General features: G+C 60.2%; 15 protein-coding genes. 3 read left to right on the top strand and 12 right to left on the bottom strand.

The genetic code is table 11. The annotated features are described in order from the left end of the window. The first annotated feature begins 48 nt into the window (after positions 1 to 48). On the top strand, positions 49 to 813 hold the full coding sequence (locus tag BN1139_RS03615; RefSeq protein WP_005356339.1) for a substrate-binding periplasmic protein: 765 nt from the start codon (positions 49 to 51) through the stop codon (positions 811 to 813). A gap of 8 nt (positions 814 to 821) precedes the next feature. On the opposite strand, the gene asnC is transcribed toward BN1139_RS03615, so the two are convergent. Further along, positions 822 to 1,283 (bottom strand): transcriptional regulator AsnC, encoded by a 462-nt coding sequence (gene asnC, locus BN1139_RS03610; protein ID WP_005339783.1) that lies wholly within the window; start codon positions 1,281 to 1,283, stop codon positions 822 to 824. 154 nt (positions 1,284 to 1,437) lie between these two features. Between asnC and asnA the strand changes: the two genes are divergently transcribed. After that, on the top strand, positions 1,438 to 2,430 hold the full coding sequence (gene asnA / locus BN1139_RS03605) for an aspartate--ammonia ligase (protein WP_005356337.1): 993 nt from the start codon (positions 1,438 to 1,440) through the stop codon (positions 2,428 to 2,430). 288 nt (positions 2,431 to 2,718) lie between these two features. Here the strand turns inward: asnA and clpB are convergent, their stop codons facing one another. The 3 genes from clpB to rluD all read right to left on the bottom strand — a co-directional run bounded on the left by clpB (position 2,719) and on the right by rluD (position 7,297). Beyond that, positions 2,719 to 5,292, bottom strand: coding sequence for an ATP-dependent chaperone ClpB (clpB, locus tag BN1139_RS03600; protein ID WP_005356335.1), 2,574 nt, complete (start codon positions 5,290 to 5,292; stop codon positions 2,719 to 2,721). Between the two features lie 174 nt (positions 5,293 to 5,466). After that, positions 5,467 to 6,204, bottom strand: a complete 738-nt coding sequence (pgeF, locus tag BN1139_RS03595) for a peptidoglycan editing factor PgeF (RefSeq protein WP_005356333.1) — start codon at positions 6,202 to 6,204, stop codon at positions 5,467 to 5,469. A 112-nt stretch (positions 6,205 to 6,316) separates the two neighbouring features. Further along, positions 6,317 to 7,297 carry a 23S rRNA pseudouridine(1911/1915/1917) synthase RluD gene (gene rluD / locus BN1139_RS03590; RefSeq protein ID WP_005339771.1) on the bottom strand — a complete coding sequence of 327 codons (981 nt, stop codon included), beginning with the start codon at positions 7,295 to 7,297 and terminating at the stop codon, positions 6,317 to 6,319. 117 nt (positions 7,298 to 7,414) lie between these two features. On the opposite strand from rluD, the gene BN1139_RS03585 reads away from it, so the two are divergent. Next, positions 7,415 to 8,170, top strand: coding sequence for an outer membrane protein assembly factor BamD (locus BN1139_RS03585; RefSeq protein ID WP_005356331.1), 756 nt, complete (start codon positions 7,415 to 7,417; stop codon positions 8,168 to 8,170). A gap of 150 nt (positions 8,171 to 8,320) precedes the next feature. Here BN1139_RS03585 and BN1139_RS03580 read toward each other — a convergent pair whose 3' ends face one another. The 8 genes from BN1139_RS03580 to yqhD form a co-directional block, all read right to left on the bottom strand. Beyond that, the gene (locus BN1139_RS03580; RefSeq protein WP_005356330.1) at positions 8,321 to 9,649 is read right to left on the bottom strand and encodes a CoA-disulfide reductase; all 1,329 of its coding nucleotides are present in this window, start codon (positions 9,647 to 9,649) and stop codon (positions 8,321 to 8,323) included. Positions 9,650 to 9,747: 98 nt separating this feature from the next. Then, positions 9,748 to 11,148 carry an L-cystine transporter gene (locus tag BN1139_RS03575; RefSeq protein ID WP_005356325.1) on the bottom strand — a complete coding sequence of 467 codons (1,401 nt, stop codon included), beginning with the start codon at positions 11,146 to 11,148 and terminating at the stop codon, positions 9,748 to 9,750. A gap of 133 nt (positions 11,149 to 11,281) precedes the next feature. Further along, positions 11,282 to 12,583, bottom strand: coding sequence for an L-cysteine desulfidase family protein (locus BN1139_RS03570; protein WP_041202835.1), 1,302 nt, complete (start codon positions 12,581 to 12,583; stop codon positions 11,282 to 11,284). Between the two features lie 21 nt (positions 12,584 to 12,604). Next, positions 12,605 to 13,273, bottom strand: a complete 669-nt coding sequence (locus BN1139_RS03565; RefSeq protein WP_005356316.1) for a helix-turn-helix transcriptional regulator — start codon at positions 13,271 to 13,273, stop codon at positions 12,605 to 12,607. Between the two features lie 147 nt (positions 13,274 to 13,420). After that, on the bottom strand, positions 13,421 to 14,200 hold the full coding sequence (locus BN1139_RS03560) for a substrate-binding periplasmic protein (RefSeq protein ID WP_005356314.1): 780 nt from the start codon (positions 14,198 to 14,200) through the stop codon (positions 13,421 to 13,423). A gap of 98 nt (positions 14,201 to 14,298) precedes the next feature. After that, entirely contained in the window at positions 14,299 to 15,783 is a 1,485-nt protein-coding gene (gene pntB, locus BN1139_RS03555; RefSeq protein ID WP_005339759.1) for a Re/Si-specific NAD(P)(+) transhydrogenase subunit beta, read from the bottom strand. An 11-nt stretch (positions 15,784 to 15,794) separates the two neighbouring features. Then, positions 15,795 to 17,321, bottom strand: coding sequence for a Re/Si-specific NAD(P)(+) transhydrogenase subunit alpha (gene pntA, locus BN1139_RS03550; RefSeq protein WP_005356304.1), 1,527 nt, complete (start codon positions 17,319 to 17,321; stop codon positions 15,795 to 15,797). A gap of 507 nt (positions 17,322 to 17,828) precedes the next feature. Further along, entirely contained in the window at positions 17,829 to 18,992 is a 1,164-nt protein-coding gene (yqhD, locus tag BN1139_RS03545) for an alcohol dehydrogenase (RefSeq protein WP_005356302.1), read from the bottom strand. Between the last annotated feature and the right edge of the window lie 141 nt (positions 18,993 to 19,133).

Below are 19,133 nucleotides of genomic sequence, written 5' to 3'. Positions count from 1 at the left end.
CTGGAATCAGGTCTTGGAATATCTTCAAACGGGCTCAGGAGACGTAGTTTGCGTGTGATCCCCCTGTTTTGGTTGCTGTTTCCACTCGGATTGCCCGCCAAAGAGCTGGTAGTCTGCGGCACCATGGAACACCCACTCAAATTTCTCGATGCCAATCAGCAGCACCGTGGCCTTGATATCGACATAGTCACCGCCATCTTTGGCAAGCTGGGGATCCCTGTCCGAATCGAACTAATCGACTCCGGCGCCCGCCTCACCCGCAATGCCGAAACCGGCGCCTGCGATCTGGTGATGACCCACTCCTACAAGGCAGAGCGGGAGAGTTATCTCATCTATCCCCAACAGGCCCATCTTCGCCACAGCTGGCACTTCTTCGTGCGCAAGGCGGACCTGATGAAGATCCGTTACGAGACGCTGGCCGATCTCAAACCCTGGCGCATCGGCGTGACCAAGGATTTCTCCTACACCCCTGAACTGGCAGCGGCCATGACCGACCCGGCCTATCAGTTTCAGGAGATCACCATGAACCAGCTGCAACTGCGCAAACTGCTGGCCGGACGGATCGATACCGTGCCCATGCCGCTGGTCACCGCCTTCACCCAGATCAAGGAAGAGGGGCTGACGGGAAAGATCGATTACCTGCCCAAACCGCTCAAGAGCAGCCCCTACTTCAACACCTGGGCCCGCGCACGAGCGGATGCACAGACCCCCGCCCTGATGGCGGCCTACGATGCCGAACTGCTGCGCATGAAGCGCAACGGCAGCCTCAAGGCCCTCTACGACAAGTACGCCATCCCCTATATCGAACCCTGATCAAGGGGTCAGGGTTTCACATCCCGCAGGATAGGGTTTTGCAGTGAAATCAGGGTTTCAGTGGACTGGATCTCGTCGATGGTCTGGATCTTGTTGATCAGCACTATCTGCAGCTCGTCGATGGAGCGGGTCATCACCTTCATGAAGATGCTGTAGTGGCCCGTGGTGTAGTAGGCTTCCACCACTTCGTCCAGCGCCTGCAGCTTGGCCAGCGCAGAGGGGTAATCCTTGGCACTCTTCAGATTGATCCCGATAAAGCAGCAGACGTCGTAACCCAGCTTCTTGGGGTTAACCTGCACCCGTGTCCCCTCGATGATCCCCGCCTGTTTCATCTTCTCCACCCGCACATGGATGGTGCCCGGGCTGACCGCCAGTTGTTTCGCAAGTTCGGCGTAAGGGATCCGCGCATTCTCCATCAGAGCGGTGAGGATGGCCTGATCGAGATTATCGATTCGGTAATTTTCCGGCATTTTTTTGCACTCCCGTTGACGATACCTCATTAAATGACGGCTTATTTTGAGGAAAAAAACACACAAAGCCTATTTCTATTATCGAATATTGAATTTAGTTGGCATTCCGTTGAAGAATCACCACATCCAACGGGGTTTGAAACAGGAATTCAGCATGAAACAGCACTACATTCGCAGCCAACAGCAGATCAGCTTCGTCAAAGAGATGTTCTCCCGCCAACTCGCCCAGCAACTGGGTCTGATGGAGGTGCAAGCCCCCATTCTGAGCCGGGTCGGTGATGGTACTCAGGACAACCTCTCTGGCCACGAGAATGCAGTGCAGGTCAAAGTGAAGACCCTGCCGGAGCACAGCTACGAAGTGGTCCATTCATTGGCCAAATGGAAGCGCCAGACCCTGGGTCGCTTCGGCTTCGGCCCGGGCGAAGGGATCTACACCCACATGAAGGCGCTGCGTCCGGATGAAGACAAGCTCACCCCCATCCACTCCGTCTACGTGGATCAGTGGGACTGGGAGAAGGTGATGCCGAGCGAGCGCCGCGATCTGGCCTATCTGCAAGAAACCGTGCGCGGCATCTGGGCCGCCATCAAGGCCACCGAGCGCGCGGTCTGTGCCGAGCATGAGTTGACCCCCTTCCTGCCGGCCGAGATCCAGTTCCTGCACAGCGAAGAGTTGCTGGCCCGTTACCCGGACCTCGATGCCAAGGGGCGCGAGCGTGCCATCGCCAAAGAGCTGGGGGCAGTGTTCCTGATCGGCATCGGCGGTGCCCTCTCCCACGGCGAGCGCCACGATGTGCGCGCCCCGGACTACGACGACTGGAGCAGCCACAGCGAGCTGGGTCTGGCGGGCCTGAACGGTGACATTCTGGTGTGGAACCCGGTACTGAAGGACAGCTTCGAGATCTCCTCCATGGGGATCCGGGTCGACGCCGAGGCGCTGCGCCGCCAGCTGGCTATCACAGGCGACGAGGATCGCCTGCAGTACGACTGGCATCAGGATCTGCTGGCCGCACGGATGCCGCAGACCATCGGCGGCGGCATCGGCCAATCCCGTCTGGCCATGTTGCTGCTGCAAAAAGAGCATATCGGGCAGGTACAGGTCGGCGTCTGGCCAGCCGAGATGAAAGCTGCCGTGCAAGGCATGCTGTAACGAATGAAGGCCATGCCGGCGCCATCGCAGCCGGCATGGCAACAGGCAGGTGGCCGTCGGGGTTGAGCGAGCGCATCCCCGGCAGGCTGTAAGAAGCGAGGCCAGCAGTGGCCGCGCTTCGCAATCGGGGGCTTGCCCCTGCGGCCCGCTCAACCCACGTCAGGTCGCGTCACTACATTCCTCCCGGCAATCTTCGGATTGCCGTTTTTTTTTGCGCCCGAATCCCCGCCACCAGATATGACAACGCCAGCCCTCGGGCTGGCGTTGCAAACATCGACACGAGATCGGTTACTGGGTCATGGTCAGGCCGTTGCTGTCGGCCCCCAGCACCAGTTTTTTGCCCGGCACGATGCGACCGGAGAGCAGGGCCTGCGCCAGCGGGTTCTCCACCTTCTGCTGGATCGCCCGTTTGAGAGGCCGCGCCCCGTAGACGGGGTCGAACCCGGCATGCACCAGCTTCTCGAGCAGCGCTTCGCTCACCTCCACCTCGTAGCCCTGAGCCTCGAGACGGCCCATCAGGCTCTTGAGCTGGATGCGGGCGATGGACTTGATGTGTTCCTCGCCAAGCGGATGGAACACCACCGTCTCGTCGATCCGGTTGATAAACTCCGGCCGGAAACTGCGGGTCAGCACATCCATCAGCATGGCCTTCATCTCGTCGTAATCCTTCTCGGAGTGGTGCTCCTGAATCAGATCCGACCCGAGGTTGGAGGTCATGATCACCACCGAGTTGCGGAAATCGACGGTCCGACCCTGACCATCGGTCAGGCGGCCATCATCAAGCACCTGCAACAGGATGTTGAACACATCGGGATGCGCCTTCTCCACCTCGTCCAGCAGGATCACCGAGTAGGGACGACGGCGCACCGCCTCGGTCAGATAACCCCCCTCTTCATAACCCACGTATCCGGGAGGCGCCCCCACCAGACGGGCCACGCTGTGTTTCTCCATGAACTCGGACATATCGATCCGCACCATGGCATCCTGGGTATCGAACAGGAACTCGGCCAGCGCCTTGCACAGCTCGGTCTTACCCACCCCGGTGGGCCCCAGGAACAGGAAGGAGCCGATGGGGCGATTCGGATCGGAGAGACCGGCACGGGAGCGACGAATGGCGTTGGAAACCGCATCGACCGCCTCCTCCTGACCAATCACCCGGCTGTGCAGCTGATCTTCCATCCGCAGCAGCTTGTCGCGCTCCCCTTCCAGCATGCGGGCGACCGGAATACCTGTCCAGCGGGCCAGCACGTCTGCAATCTCCACATCGGTGACGCGGTTGCGCAGCAGGCTGGTCTCCTGCATCTCCGCCTGGGTGGCGAGATCCAGCTGTTTCTCCAGCTCTGGAATGCGGCCATATTGCAGCTCGGACATCCGACCCAGGTCGCCTGCGCGGCGCGCCACATCAAGATCCTGACGGGCCTGCTCCAGCGCAGCCTTGATATGCTGGGTGCCGGCAAGGGCGGCCTTCTCGGCCTTCCATACCTCGTCCAGCTCGTTGTATTCCCGATCCTTCTCGCCAATCTCCTGATTGATCAGCTCCAGCCGTTTGCGGCTGGCGTCATCGTCCTCCTTCATCAGCGCCTGCTGCTCCAGCTTGAGCTGGATGATGCGCCGCTCGAGGCGATCGAGCGCCTCGGGCTTGGAGTCGATCTGCAGCCGGATGCTGGCCGCCGCCTCGTCGATAAGGTCGATGGCCTTGTCCGGCAACTGGCGATCCGCGATATAGCGGTGGGACAGCTGGGCCGCCGCCACGATGGCGGGGTCGGTGATCTGCACATGGTGGTGCAGCTCGTAACGCTCTTTCAGGCCGCGCAGGATGGCGATGGTGTCCTCCACGCTCGGCTCTTCCACCAGCACCTTCTGGAAGCGACGCTCCAGCGCGGCATCCTTCTCGATGTACTGACGGTACTCATCCAGGGTGGTGGCGCCGACGCAGTGCAGGTCGCCACGGGCCAGCGCAGGTTTCAGCATGTTGCCCGCATCCATGGCCCCCTCGCCCTTGCCGGCGCCGACCATGGTGTGCAGCTCATCGATAAAGAGGATGACGTTGCCCTCCTCCTTGGCGAGATCGGTCAGTACAGCCTTGAGCCGCTCTTCAAACTCGCCGCGATACTTGGCACCGGCCACCAGCGCCCCCATGTCCAGCGACAGCACCCGCTTGTTCTTGAGCCCTTCCGGCACTTCGCCGTTGATGATGCGCTGGGCCAGCCCCTCGACGATGGCGGTTTTACCGACACCGGGAGCACCGATCAGCACAGGGTTGTTCTTGGTACGGCGTTGCAGCACCTGAATGGTACGGCGGATCTCGTCATCGCGGCCGATCACCGGGTCGAGCTTGCCGATTTCGGCCCGCTCGGTCAGATCGATGGTGTACTTCTCCAGCGCCTGACGGTTCTCCTCGGCGTTGGCATCCTCCACCTTCTTGCCGCCACGCACCTTGTCGATGGCCGCTTCGAGTTTTTCCTTGGTCAGCCCCTGAGCGCGCAACAGCTCGCCCAGCGTACCTTTGTCGTCGAGGGCAGCCAGCACGAACAGCTCGGAGGAGATGAACTGATCCTTGCGCTGCTGGGCCAGTTTGTCGCAGACGTTGAGCAGGCGGCCGAGGCCGTTGGAGAGCTGCACGTCCCCTTCCACACCGCTGACGCGCGGCAGGCGATCCAGCTCCTCACCGAGACGGGAGCGCAGGGCATTGATATCCATCCCGGTCAGGGTGAGCAACGGACGGATGGAGCCGCCATCCTGATTGACCAGCGCGGTCATCAGGTGAACGGGTTCGATGAATTGGTGGTCACGACCCAGCGCAAGAGACTGGGCATCGGAAATAGCAATCTGGAATTTGCTGGTAAGGCGATCGAGGCGCATTGCACTCCCCCTTCAAACAGGCAGACGCCGCTTGCGCGGCAAACAACATAACTTTCTGAGATGAAAGATGAGGCCCGTACGGGCTATTTCAAGGGGCGATGCTGGTTATTTTTTCTGCAAGACGGGGCGAGAGCAGGATCCCCGCCCTTGCCAGATGCAGGGCGGGGAGCTTCATCAGGACGCCAGCCAGATGAGGGAGGCCATCCGGCCAGTCTGGCCGTCGCGACGATAGGAGTAAAACTGCTCGCTATCGCTGAAGGTGCAGTATTCGCCGCCATAGACGGCGGTAACGCCGGCACGGGCGAGGCGCAACCGCGCCAGCTGGTAGATATCCGCCAACCATTTGCCGTCGTTGGACGAAGGCACGAACGCCGCTTCTGCTTCAGCCTGCTCAGCCATAAAGGCCTCGCGCACCTCGCCACCCACTTCAAATGCTGTAGGGCCGATGGCCGGGCCCATCCAGGCCAGGACCTCGCCCGGCTCGCAGCCCATGGCGGCGATGCTCGCCTCCAGCACACCCTCTTTCAGTCCACGCCAACCTGCGTGGGCCGCTGCGACCACGGTACCCGCCCGATCGCAAAACAACACCGGCAGACAGTCAGCAGTCATCACGATGCAGGCCTGATCCGCCTCATGGGCGCAGGCGGCATCAGCATCCGGTGCCTGCTGATAATGGCTGTTGACCTGATGAACCACGGTGCCGTGCACCTGATTGAGCCAGTTAAGGGGCCCCGGGATGGCGGCCGCCTGCTGCAGCCGCGCCCGATTGGCCTCGACTCGCGCCGGTTCGTCACCCACGTGGGCGCCCAGATTGAGACCGGCAAAGACCCCTTCACTGACGCCGCCATCCCGGGTGGTCGACAACGCCCTGACACACGCCGGGGCTGGCCAGTCGGGTTCGATCCATTTCATCTGTGACTCCTTCAATTCACCGATATAAAAACGGGGCTCCTGTAAGGGAACCCCGATTGGCATCTATTCGGGCCGGATGACGCCAGAAACCGACGCAGCAGGCCCTATCACATCAGTTCCAGACCAGATCGTCCGGATTGGCGAGGGTATCCGCGCGCAGCACTTCCATCAGCTCCACCATGTCTTGCGGTGTAGCTGAGTGCCACTGCATCACTTCCCCCGTGATGGGGTGAGCCAGTTGCAGCATGGTGGCATGCAGCGCCTGACGGTTGAAGTTACGCAGTGCCTGGGTCAGCTCGGGGGTCGCGTTGCGCAGCGGGCGCAGACGGCCACCGTAAGCGGGATCACCCACCAGCGGGTGCTTGATGTGGGCCATGTGGACACGGATCTGGTGGGTACGGCCGGTCTCCAGACGCAGACGCAGACGGGTGTGGCCACGGAACTTCTCGTGAACCCGGTAGTGGGTCACGGAAGGACGACCATTGGGCACCACGGCCATATGGGTACGCTGGGTCGGGTGACGGCCGATGGGCGCATCGACGGTGCCACCTGCGGTCATGTGACCGATGGCGATTGCTTCGTACTCACGGGTGATCTGGCGCGCCTGCAACGCTTCCACCAGATGGGTCTGGGCGGGTACGGTTTTGGCAACCACCATCAAACCTGTGGTGTCTTTATCCAGACGGTGCACGATACCGGCACGGGGTACCTCGGCAATGCCGGGGTAGCGGTGCAGCAGGGCGTTGAGGATGGTGCCATCCGGCGTACCTGCGCCCGGGTGAACCACCAGTCCGGCCGGTTTGTCGATCACCAGAATGTGTTCATCTTCATAAACGATGTTGAGCTCGATATCCTGGGCATCCCAGCGAGTATCATCTTCCAGCTCGACATTCACATGCACCTGTTGCCCGGCCAGAATCTTCTCGCGCGGGGTGTTGGCAACCTGACCGTCCAGGGTCACTCTGTCCTGTAAAATCCACTCCTTGATGCGGGTGCGGGAGTAGTCTGGAAACAATTCGGCCAGGGCCTGGTCGAGTCGCTGCCCGAATTGGTGATCCTGGAATTCGCCTGTCAGTTCAATATGCTGGCTCATGTATGGTCTCTTGAGCGGGGGGTATCAATTCGAAATAATCCGGGTATTCTAGCTTTTCTTTTAGCCAAGCATAACGGATACTTTGCCAATTTCGTGGAAATGGACCGGATGTTGTTGATGGGAAAGAAGTCTCACCTGCTGATGTCGCTCGCCTTGGTCGCTACCTTGATCACAGGCTGTTCCAGCACCAAACCCAAGGTACCCGACGAACCGCCGGAGACCCTGTACCAGAAAGCACGCCTCAAACTGGACGTTGGCAATTACGTGCAAGCCACTGAATTGCTTGAGGCTTTGGACTCTCGCTACCCGTTCGGCGCCTACTCCAACCAGGTGCAGCTTGACCTCATCTATGCCTACTACAAGCAGGATGATACCGCTCAGGCGATCGCCAATATCGACCGTTTTATCCGCCTCAATCCGGCGCATAAAAATATCGATTACGTCTTCTATATGCGCGGCCTGACCAACATGGCGGCGGATTACAATTTCTTCCAGAGCCTGTTCGGTATCGATCGGGACGACAAAGACCCTGCTTATGCCCGTCAGGCATTCCAGGACTTCAAGACCCTGTTGCAGAACTACCCCAACAGCGTCTATGCCGCCGATGCCCGCGCTCGCATGATTGGCCTAAAGAATCGTCTGGCCCGATATGACCTGAGCGTGGCCGAGTATTACGTGAAGCGTGATGCACTGGTCGCGGCCGCCAACCGGGCCAAGCTGATTGTCGAAACCTACCCCGACACAGCCGAAACCGAGAAGGCATTGGAGATCATGGTCGAGTCTTACGACTCTCTGAAGATGCCGCAGCTGGCCAAGCATGCCCGCGAAGTGCTGGCCAAGAACTACCCGGAAAACCGCCTCGCCCGCAGCTGAGAGCGAATAAACCGGTAATAGTAAAAAACCGATGCCTTGGCATCGGTTTTTTTATCGCTGCAATTTACCCTCAGCTGTTACCCGCAGATTGCTCTGCAGAGCTGGGGCAACGTAACGGCGCCTTCCCAGCGCCGTCCGTCATCACAACTCTTACTTCGCGACATTACCCGCCACGTTCAGGGCATCCCAGGTGCGGGAGAAGGGCGGCGCATAGGCAAAGTCCAGCATGCCGAGCTGCTCGGTGGTCACTCCCATGGTGATGGCCACCGCCAGCGCGTCGATGCGGTGTACCGCCCCCTTGCGACCGAGGATCTGGCCGCCCAGCAGCCGCTTGCTGCCCGCCTCATAGACCAGCTTGACGTGAATGTCGGACTGACCCGGGCAGTAGTTGGTGTGGCACTTGTCCTTGATCACCACGGTGCGATAGTCGATGCCCATCGCCTTGGCTTCCTGCTCGGAGAGGCCGGTACGGCCCGCCTCCAGCCCCAGCACCTTGAGCGCGGCGGAACCCAGAGTGCCCGGGAACGTCTGCTCGGCCCCCGCCAGGTTCTCACCCACCATGCGCCCCAGCTTGTTGGCGATGGTGGCGAGCGGTACATAGACCTGCTGCTGCTTCACGCTGTGCCAGACGCTGGCACAGTCACCGGCCGACCAGACGTTGGCCAGCGAGCTGCGTCCCTGACGATCCACCTTGATGGCGCCGTTGCCGAGCCGCTCGATGCCGGTATCGGCCAGAAACTCGGTGTTGGGCTTGACCCCGGTGCAGACCACCACGATATCGGCCTCGTACTCGCCCTGGCTGGTGCGCACGCCGGTCACCCGGCCATCCCCCAGCAGCGCTTCAACTCGCTCACCCAGATGGAGAGAGACCCCCTGCTCGCGCAGTTCGGTTTCGATGTGCTGGGTGATCTCGCCATCAAACGCATCGGGGATGACTCGATCCGCCAGCTCGATAAGACGCACCTCCTTGCCCTGATGGACCAGCGCCTCGACCACTTCCAGCCCGATAAAGCCGGAACCGATCACCACGGCGCGGCGATTATTCTTGTCTTGCACCGCAGCTTTGAGCGCCAGCCCGTCGGCCATCCGGCGCAGACCGAATACCCCTTGCTGCTGCAAACCGGGGATGGGGGGCATCACTTCGCGGGCGCCGGTGGCGATCATCAGCCGATCGTAGCTGTCGGTGAAGGTGTCGCCGTTGTGCTCCACCTGCAGGGTCTGGGCAGTTGCGTCAACGCTCAATACCCGATGGCCAATCTTGACCTCGATCCCCTTGGCGGCGAACTGCTCCGGGGTGAACTCGGCCATGTAGCCGGGATCCTGAAACTCGTCGCCGACGAAATAAGGCAGGCCGCAAGCACCGAAAGAGATCACTTCGGAGGCCTCATACACCACGATGTCGGCATCTTTGGCCAGACGGCGTGCCTTGGCCGCCGCACTCATACCGGCGGCTTCGCCACCGATGATCAGAATTCTCATAGTTTTTCCTCTCAATGGCGCAGGGAGGGCATGCCCTCCCTGCGGTCTATGACGGGAAAGGGTCGCCCCTTTCCACGGGCAGATCAACCGACAGCAAATCAGACGGTGGACTCTTCGCCGTCCAGACTCACTTCGTGATCGCTGTTGAACACATGCATGTCGGTCTCACCCATCAGGCGGCTGGTGACCGTCCCTGCGGTGATGGAGCCGGAGACGTTAAGCGCGGTACGGCCCATGTCGATCAGCGGCTCGATGGAGATGAGCAGACCGGCCAGCGCCACCGGGAAGTCCAGTGCGGAGAGCACGATCAGCGCGGCAAAGGTGGCGCCACCGCCAATACCGGCCACCCCGAAGGAGCTGACGGTGATGATGGCGATCAGGGTCATGATAAAGCCGGGATCCATCGGGTTGACCCCGACGGTCGGGGCAATCATCACGGCCAGCATGGCCGGATAGATACCGGCACAGCCGTTCTGGCCGATGGTGGAACCAAAGGAGGCGGCGAAGTTGGCGATCCCCTCAGGAATACCCAGCGACTTGGTCTGGGTCTGCACGTTCATCGGGATGGAGCCCGCACTGGTGCGCGAGGTGAAGGCAAACGCCAGCACCGGCGTGATCTTCTTGAGGAAGCGCAGCGGGTTGATGCCGACCATGCTCACCAGCAGCAGGTGCACGACAAACATGATGGCGATGGCGCCGTAAGAGGCCATCACAAAGCTGAGCAGGTTGAGAATATCTGCATAGTTGGAGCCGGAGACCACCTTGGCCATCAGCGCCAGTACGCCAAACGGGGTCAGGCGCAGCACCAGAGTCACCATTCGCATTACGATGGCATGAGCCACGGCCACGAAGTGGCTGAAGCTGGCGAAGATCTCCGGCTTCTTGCGGGCGATGCCGGTGGCAGAGAGGCCGATGAAGATGGAGAAGATCACCACGGCGATGGTGGAGGTCTTGCGCGCCCCGGTCATGTCGAGGAAGGGGTTGGCGGGAATGAACTCCAGCATCATCTTGGCGAACGACATGCTCTCGACGCTGCCGAGGGTGGTCTGCAGCGCGGCGCCACGAGCGCTCTCGGCGGCACCGGAGGTGAGCCCTTCAGCAGTCAGGCCAAACAGGTTGGACATCAGGATGCCCGCCCCGGCGGCGATGGCGGTGGTGAAGATCAGCACGCCTATGGTCATGGCGCTGATCTTGCCCAGCGCAGTGCCGCCATTGAGCTTCAAGATAGCGCTGATGATGGAGACCATGATCAGCGGGATGATGATCATCTGCAGCAGCTTCACATAGCCGCTACCCACGATATCCAGATAGTCGATGGTCTGAACAATGACGGGCGAACCTGCACCGTAAAGCAGTTGCAACGCGGCGCCGAACAGAATACCGAGCCCCAGACCGGCAAATACCCGGCGGGTGAAGCTCACATGTTTTTCCTGTAACCGGTAGAGAAAGAACAGCAAGATGGCGGCGATGGCCAGATTGCCGATAACGCTAAATGTCATGGTATGACTCCCCAAAAAGCGGGCTTGGGCCCGAGAAACAAGAGCAAGCGCCATGCTTGCCCTGGCAACCGTGTCAGACGGTCTGCGCCGTCGTGACAAGAACAAGGGGGTCTATCGCCCCCTTGTCACAGATTCACTGCTTCTGCTGTTTCGCTCGCATGATATTGATGATTTCGATGTCGGTATCCAGCATCCCCTCTTTGGAGAGGCGGCCCAGATTGGCGATAGTCTGGTCCACATCGTCGGAGACGATCCCCTCGCTCTGGGGGACATGCAGGTTGTTGATAGCCATCAGCGAAGACTTAACCGCCGCCGAGGTGGAGGTGGAGACCTTCATGGAGCAGGCGCTGCCCGCGCCGTCGCAGATGATGCCGGAGACATCGCCAATCATGTTGTTGATGCAGTGGCTGATCTGCTGATACTGGCCGCCCAGCAGCCAGGTGATGGCGGCACCAGATCCCATCGCGGCGGTACTGGCGGCACAGAGGGCCGACAGCTTGTTCTGATAGGTCTTGATGTAGATGGCCACAAGATGGCTCATCACCAGTGCCCGGGTCAGCTGCTCGTCGCTCGCCTTGAGGAAGCGGGCGGCCGCGACCACCGGCATGGTGGCGGCAATGCCCTGATTACCCGAGCCCGAGTTGGACATGGCGGGCAGCATGGCGCCATCCATTCGCGCATCGGAGGCGGCGGAGGAGAGGCGCATCGCCAGAGTCATCAGGTCATCGGAGAGCAGCTTGCGCTCCACCTGTTCGGTGAGGATCTTGCCGATCTTCAGGCCGTAACCCTGTAATCCTTCATCTGCCAGCGCCTGATTCATGGTGGCGGCCTCGCGGATAAAGTCGATCTCCGCCAGCGGCACTTCCAATGCAAAATCGATGATCTCCCGCAGGGTCATGGCCGGTTTGGCGGATTTGGCTGGCTGGATCTGCACGCCGGGGGCGCTGTTCTGCTCCATCAGCACCTCGCCATCCTTCTCCATCAGGATGATGCGGGTGTGGTCGGTACAGATCACCACCCGGGCACTATGGCCCTCCACTTCGGCCAGCACCTCGGCGTAGAGCACGTCCGGCACATCCTTCACATCCACCTTGATCACCGGCAGCAGCGCCTTGGCGGCTTCCACCTGTTCTGGTGTAAGGGTTTTGAGCACCTCCAGCCCGGCATCGGGGTTGCCCCCTGTGATGCCGACCGCAGCGGCCACCGGCAGACCGATCATGCCGGTGCCCGGCACCCCGACCCCCATGCCGTTCTTGAACAGATTGCCACTGACCCAGACGCTGATGCGGGTCGGGGTCTCCCCCAGCAGCTTGCGGCAGTTGGCCGCTGCCAGCGCTACCGACATCGGCTCGGTACAGCCCAGGGCCGGCACCACTTCACGCTTGAGCAGGGTAATAAAGTCGGACCATTGTGCTTTCATCGCAGTGTTTCTCATGTTCAGGGTGCCCGCAGGCAGTTATTGCTTGTTCAGATCCGCCTTGTGATTACGGATATGCAGATAAACAGTATGACGGGAGATGCCAAGCATCCGGGCAACCAGCTGGGCCGCCTCCTTGATCTCGAAGATCCCCATGTCGAAGAGCCGGGTCACTATCTCCTTGTTGCGCACCGTGCAGGAGAGCGAATCGTCCCGATCCACCTTCTCAATCACCTGGGTCACCAGATCGTCCACCGAGCTGGCAAAGGTCTCGTTGTTGAGCGGCGCCGGTGCCGCTGGCAGCGCAAAAGTATCGAGCAGGCAGCCAAGGGAGGTATCCAGACTGAAGTTCACGCAGAGCATGCCGATGGGCTTGCCCTGCCGGTTGCTGATAGTGATGGAGGAGGACTTCATCAGCGTCCCGTCGCGGGTACGGCTGAAGTAGCTGCTCCACTGGCTGCCCGCCTCCCCCTGCAAGCGGTTGAGGGCAAAGTCGGTGACCGGCGCCCCCTCCCGACGACCGGTGACATGGCCGTTGGCAATCTTGATAACCGATGCATCCAGCGTATCGAACGCATGCAACACCACCTCGCACCCTGCGCCAAACAGCGCGGCCAGCGCCTCGACCGCGGGCTCGAAACTGGCGATCAGATGACGTTCTTCATCCGTTAACGAATTGATCTGGTCAGTGATGGCTGCTGTGGACATATATGAGTAACTTTGAGTAAACCGCAGTTGATTCTACTATCAACAAGATCAACTAATGTTGAGCGGCATCCCCTTTTTGTTCGCCATTATGCCCACCTTTTAACAAAGTGCGACAAATTGTGAAGCGGCGCACAGCAGGGCGGCAACTCAGAGGTGATAGCGGGCCAGCAGCTGCTTGTAGGCGGGAGTCTGTTTGAACGCCTTGAGGGCAGAGGAGAAACGGATAGCCAGCTGGTCGTGGCCGGGCTTGTGGGTAAACGCGAGGAAGTTGCGGTTGTCGTCGGTCAGCAGGCGCGAGCCGTGGTTCACCTGATCCTGCAACCCCTGAGTGTGCAGCAAGTAGCGACCGACCCGCTCGTTGAGCACCACCCCATCCAGCCGACCAGCCATCATCAGATGCAGCTGTTTGATGGCATTCCCCTCCCCCGTCATCGGCATCCGGATCACCCCGGGATCGGTCAGAAAATCGGGGCTGTAGGCATAATCTTCCTGAATACCTATCCGCAGACCCTTGAGGTCGGAGAGCTGTTTGAAATCCACCGGACGGGCCGATGGATAGAAGAGCACTTCTCCGCTGTAAGAGAGCGGCTCTTCGGGGTAGTGGAGCCAATGCTGGCGGGAAGGTTCAAAGAAGACATCGAGCACCGCATCCCCCTGCTTGAGACGGGCTTGCTGCAGAACCCGCTTCCAGGGCAGCACCCTGATTTCGGTGCGATAACCCATCTGGCGCAACACGGTACAGGCCAGATCGAGATCGGCGCCGGCCAGCTCGCCATTGTCACCACGCATCACATAAGGGGGCCACAGCTCGGTCAGCAGCGTCAGAGTCGGCGGCTCGTCCGCTGCTACGGCCGAACCAGCACCAAACAGGAAGGCCAGCAGCCAGCCGTACAACCCGATCCTTCGCCAACCCTGACACCACATCATGGAGATCCCTCATGGTCCGTATGGATTGAGGATATACAAGGGATGAGCAATAAAAAAGGAGGCCGAAGCCTCCTTGATATTCACTCTCTGAGCGGCACTTACAGTGCTTTCAGGATTGCCTCGACGCTGGCCTTGGCATCGCCAAACAGCATCTGGGTATTTTCCTTGAAGAACAGCGGGTTCTGGACACCGGCGTAGCCAGTGTTCATGGAGCGCTTGAAGCCGATGACGTTCTGCGCCTTCCACACTTCCAGTACCGGCATACCGGCGATCGGGCTGCCCGGATCTTCCATCGCAGCCGGGTTGACGGTGTCGTTGGCACCGATCACCAGCACGGTATCGGTATCGGCGAAGTCGTCGTTGATCTCGTCCATTTCCAGCACGATGTCATACGGGACTTTCGCCTCCGCCAGCAGCACGTTCATGTGGCCAGGCAGACGACCGGCAACCGGGTGGATACCGAAGCGCACCTTGACGCCGCGATCACGCAGCTTCTGGGTGATTTCAGCCACCGGATACTGGGCCTGCGCCACCGCCATACCGTAGCCCGGGGTGATGATGACGGAGCTGGAGTTCTTCAGCAGGTCAGCCACTTCCTCGGCGCTGGTTTCGCGGTATTCGCCCATCTCCTGATCAGCCGTGGAGGCCACGCCATCGGAGCCGAAGCCACCGGCGATCACGGAGATGAAGGAGCGGTTCATCGCCTTGCACATGATGTAGGAGAGGATCGCACCGGAGGAACCTACCAGAGCGCCGGTGACGATCAGCAGGTCGTTGGAGAGCATGAAGCCCGCCGCCGCCGCCGCCCAACCGGAGTAGGAGTTCAGCATGGAGACCACCACCGGCATGTCTGCGCCACCGATGGAGGCAACCAGATGCCAACCGAAGGCGAAGGCGATCAAGGTCATCACCAGCAGGGCGAAGGTAGAGCCGCCCGCGTTGACGAAGTAGACCATCAGCGCCAGAGAAGCGACCACGGCCAGCAGGTTCAGCTTGTGGCGGTGCGGCAGCATCAGTGGCTTGGAGGAGATGAGACCACGCAGTTTGCCGAAGGCAACCACGGAACCGGTAAAGGTTACGGCACCGATGAAGACGCCCAGGAAGATCTCGACCAGATGGATGTTCAGCATGGCGCCGGTCAGGTGCTCGACCTGGGCGACGCTGTTGGCCTGCTCGAACGCCGCACGGGCGGCTGCCAGAGTGGCATCCAGGTTGGAACCGACGGAGACGACTACCTCAGCAGGGGCAGAGGGGTGCAGATCGATGAAGCTGTTGAAGCCCACCAGTACTGCCGCCATACCCACGAAGCTGTGCAGCACGGCCACCAGCTCGGGCATCTCGGTCATTTCGACTTTGAGTGCCAGACGCACGCCGATGGCACCGCCGATCACCATGGCCAGGATAATCCAGTGAACGCCACTGGTCTCCGGGTTGAATACGGTGGCGAGCAGGGCGATAGCCATACCCGCGATACCGAACAGGTTGCCATGCTTGGCCGTTTCTTGCTTCGACAGTCCCGCGAGACTGAGGATGAAGAGCACGGCGGCAACGATATAGGATGCTGTTACCAGTCCTTGAGACACGTTAAACCCCCTTAATCCTTACGGAACATCTTCAGCATGCGCTGAGTGACGGTGAAGCCGCCGAAGATGTTGATACTGGCAATCAGCACGGCGATGAAGGCCAATGCGGTAACCAGAGTCGACCCTTGCCCGATCTGCAGCAGGGCACCGACCACGATAATACCGGAGATGGCATTGGTGACCGACATCAGCGGCGTATGCAGGGCGTGAGAGACGTTCCACACCACGTAGTAACCGACCACACAGGCCAGGATGAATACGGTGAAGTGGGAGAGGAAGGCTGCCGGGGCAACAGACGCAATCCAGCCGAAGGCGGCGATACCGAGGGCACCGAACACGAACTTCTTGTTGGAAGGCTTGGCCTCTTCTTTCTTGGCGGCCGGTTTGGCGGCAGCAGGTTTCTGCGGGGCAGCAGAGACGGAGATGGCGGGCGGCGGGAAGGTCACTTCACCGGCCTGGATCACCGTCATGTTGCGCTGAACCACGTCTTCGAAGTCGATGGCAACGTTGCCGTCCTTCTCCTTGCACATCAGCTTCATCAGGTTGACCAGGTTGGTACCGTAGAGCTGGGAGGATTGAGCAGGCAGACGGCCCGGCAGATCGGTGTAACCGATCACCTTGACGCCGTTGTCGGTGATATGCAGTTCACCCGGCACTGTGTATTCGCAGTTACCGCCAGCCTGAGCGGCCATGTCCACGATGACGGAGCCCGGCTTCATGCTGTCGACCATCTCTTTGGTGATCAGCTTGGGAGCCGGCTTGCCCGGGATCAGGGCGGTGGTGATGATGATGTCCACCTCTTTGGCCTGCTGGGCGAACAGCTCCATCTCGGCCTTGATGAACTCATCGGACATGACTTTGGCGTAACCATCGCTGGATGCACCGTCTTCACCACCGAAGTCCAGCTTGAGGAATTCCCCACCCATGGATTCGATCTGCTCGGCCACTTCCAGACGGGTATCGAACGCACGCACGATGGCACCGAGGGAACCGGCAGTACCGATGGCAGCCAGACCGGCCACACCGGCACCGATCACCAGTACCTTGGCAGGCGGCACTTTACCGGCTGCGGTGATTTGACCGGTGAAGAAGCGACCGAACTGGTGCGCAGCTTCAACCACGGCGCGATAGCCACCGATGTTGGCCATGGAGGAGAGGGCATCGAGGGACTGGGCACGGGAGATCCGCGGCACCATATCCATCGCCATCACATTGATGTTGCGCTCGGACAGCTTCTTGACCAGCTCAGGGTTCTGGGCAGGCCAGATGAAGCTCACCAGAGTGGCGCCATCTTTAATTTGTGCGATCTCGGCATCGGTCGGCGCATTGACCTTGAAGATAAGGTCGGCTTGCCAGACATTCGGCACCACGCTGGCACCGGCAGCCTCGAAGGCGGCATCATCGAAGCTGGCCGACAGGCCTGCGCCGGTCTCGATGGCGACCTCGAAGCCGAGCTTTTTCAGCTGCTCGACGGTAGCCGGGGTCGCTGCGACCCGGGTCTCACCGGCGAGACTCTCTCTCGGTATTCCAATCTGCATGACTATTCCCTGATGGTTAATAAACAATCGCTGCCCAGTGTCTCACTTCTGACGAAACAAGACATGACCAAAGTGCAGGTCCAGGGCTCTTTGTTATGAAAATCAGTAGGCTTTACCTCAACCTCCTGTCATGGTCAGGCCCCCGCTTTTCAGGCGCGAAGGTGATTAGTATCAAATTTTGGAGTTTTATTACAACCGCAGTCCCGACGGCACTCGTACAGAATTCAGCCCATCCCTGGCTACGATTAAAAAAAACAAACCAAATTAGAGGCTTATACCAGTAAAAACGGCTGAAAAAAGTGATCCAACCAGTCAAAAAAAATGTTTTACCGGCCCTCTATCTTAGCGTTTTTTGTTCTTACGAAATCCGCTTTCGTCGCACTTCTCGCAGCGAAACGCCGAAAAGTAACATTTTCCCAACAAAAGCGGGGCCGCTCAGCCGCCAGATAGCGGGAGAGGGCCCCGGCAATTCAATCGTTTCGCCCGTTTGGCACCGATTGGCGGCCCTTACCAGGCCGCTTCATAAATATGCTGGCTCTGCACCAGATCGATATCGCTGTGCTCGCCCAGACGGGTCATACCGTGCTCACCCAGCTTGCCGATCAGGGTGTCGATACCCAGATCTTTGAGACCGTAGTCACGCAGACGGGTCTTGACCCCCATCCGCTCGAAGAAGTCGCGGGTCGCGGCGATGGCATCGTCGATGCGCTCCGCTTCGCTGCCGCTGTTCAGACCCCACACCCGCTCGGCGTATTGCAGCAGCTTGGCATGTTTCTGTTTGCGCTTGGCCTGCAGCAGGGCAGGCAGCACCACCGCCAGAGTCTGGGCGTGGTCGAGGCCATGCAGGGCGGTCAGTTCGTGACCCAACATGTGAGTGGCCCAGTCCTGCGGCACACCGGCACCGATCAGGCCGTTCAACGCCATGGTGGCGCTCCACATGATGTTGGCGCGTACCTCGTAGTTGTGCGGCTCGGCCAGCGCCTTGGGGCCCTCTTCGATCAGGGTCAGCAGCAAGCCTTCAGCGAAGCGATCCTGCACCTTGGCATTAACCGGATAGGTGAGGTACTGCTCCACGATGTGGACGAAAGCATCAACTACCCCGTTCGCCACCTGACGCTCGGGCAGGGTGTAGGTGAGCACCGGATCCAGCACGGCGAAGCGCGGCATCACGAACGGCGAGAAGAAGTGCACCTTGTCGCCACTGCTGCGACGGGTGATGACGGCGCCCATGTTCATTTCGGAACCGGTCGCCGGCAGGGTCAGCACTGAACCAAGCGGGATGGCAGAACGCACTTCGCTGCCGACGGTTTCGAGAATGTGCCAGGGATCCTTGGCCAGATCGTAGTGCGCAGCAGCGGCGATAAACTTGGTACCATCGAGCACGGAGCCACCGCCAACGGCGAGCAGGAAGTCGACACGCTCGGCACGGGCCAGCTCCACGGCGCCCATCAGGGTCTCGTAGGCCGGGTTCGGCTCGATGCCGCCAAATTCAAACAGGGTCATGCCAGCCAGCTCGTTGCGGATCTGCTCCAGCAAGCCGCTGCGTACCACGCTGCCACCGCCGTAGGTGATCATGACGCGGGCGTCGCTCGGAAGCTGCTCGCGCAGCTGGGCGATCTGCCCTTGGCCGAACAGGATTTTGGTCGGGGTATGGAGAGTAAAGTTGTTCATCGACATTGCCTTCTTCTGATAGTCAGGGCGGCCTGGCCGCGAAATCGTGATTGCATTTTTCTCCAGAAACACCCTACCATCAAGACAACATCCTGCTTGATTCTTGCCTATTTCTACAAAGCAGCGAAAACCGGAACTGTC

Origin of the sequence: Aeromonas veronii bv. veronii (assembly GCF_000820225.1) — a bacterium.
GTDB lineage: Bacteria > Pseudomonadota > Gammaproteobacteria > Enterobacterales > Aeromonadaceae > Aeromonas > Aeromonas veronii.
Note: the sequence above shows the minus strand (reverse complement) of the source record. Positions and strands in the feature narration are given on the sequence as shown.

Coding starts and splice junctions, on each gene's coding strand:
- asnC (WP_005339783.1), bottom strand. CDS start 1,283: ATGCCGGAAAATTACCGAATCGATAATCTCGATCAGGCCATCCTCACC.
- asnA (WP_005356337.1), top strand. CDS start 1,438: ATGAAACAGCACTACATTCGCAGCCAACAGCAGATCAGCTTCGTCAAA.
- clpB (WP_005356335.1), bottom strand. CDS start 5,292: ATGCGCCTCGATCGCCTTACCAGCAAATTCCAGATTGCTATTTCCGAT.
- pgeF (WP_005356333.1), bottom strand. CDS start 6,204: ATGAAATGGATCGAACCCGACTGGCCAGCCCCGGCGTGTGTCAGGGCG.
- rluD (WP_005339771.1), bottom strand. CDS start 7,297: ATGAGCCAGCATATTGAACTGACAGGCGAATTCCAGGATCACCAATTC.
- BN1139_RS03585 (WP_005356331.1), top strand. CDS start 7,415: ATGGGAAAGAAGTCTCACCTGCTGATGTCGCTCGCCTTGGTCGCTACC.
- BN1139_RS03580 (WP_005356330.1), bottom strand. CDS start 9,649: ATGAGAATTCTGATCATCGGTGGCGAAGCCGCCGGTATGAGTGCGGCG.
- BN1139_RS03575 (WP_005356325.1), bottom strand. CDS start 11,148: ATGACATTTAGCGTTATCGGCAATCTGGCCATCGCCGCCATCTTGCTG.
- BN1139_RS03570 (WP_041202835.1), bottom strand. CDS start 12,583: ATGAGAAACACTGCGATGAAAGCACAATGGTCCGACTTTATTACCCTG.
- BN1139_RS03565 (WP_005356316.1), bottom strand. CDS start 13,273: ATGTCCACAGCAGCCATCACTGACCAGATCAATTCGTTAACGGATGAA.
- BN1139_RS03560 (WP_005356314.1), bottom strand. CDS start 14,200: ATGATGTGGTGTCAGGGTTGGCGAAGGATCGGGTTGTACGGCTGGCTG.
- pntA (WP_005356304.1), bottom strand. CDS start 17,321: ATGCAGATTGGAATACCGAGAGAGAGTCTCGCCGGTGAGACCCGGGTC.
- yqhD (WP_005356302.1), bottom strand. CDS start 18,992: ATGAACAACTTTACTCTCCATACCCCGACCAAAATCCTGTTCGGCCAA.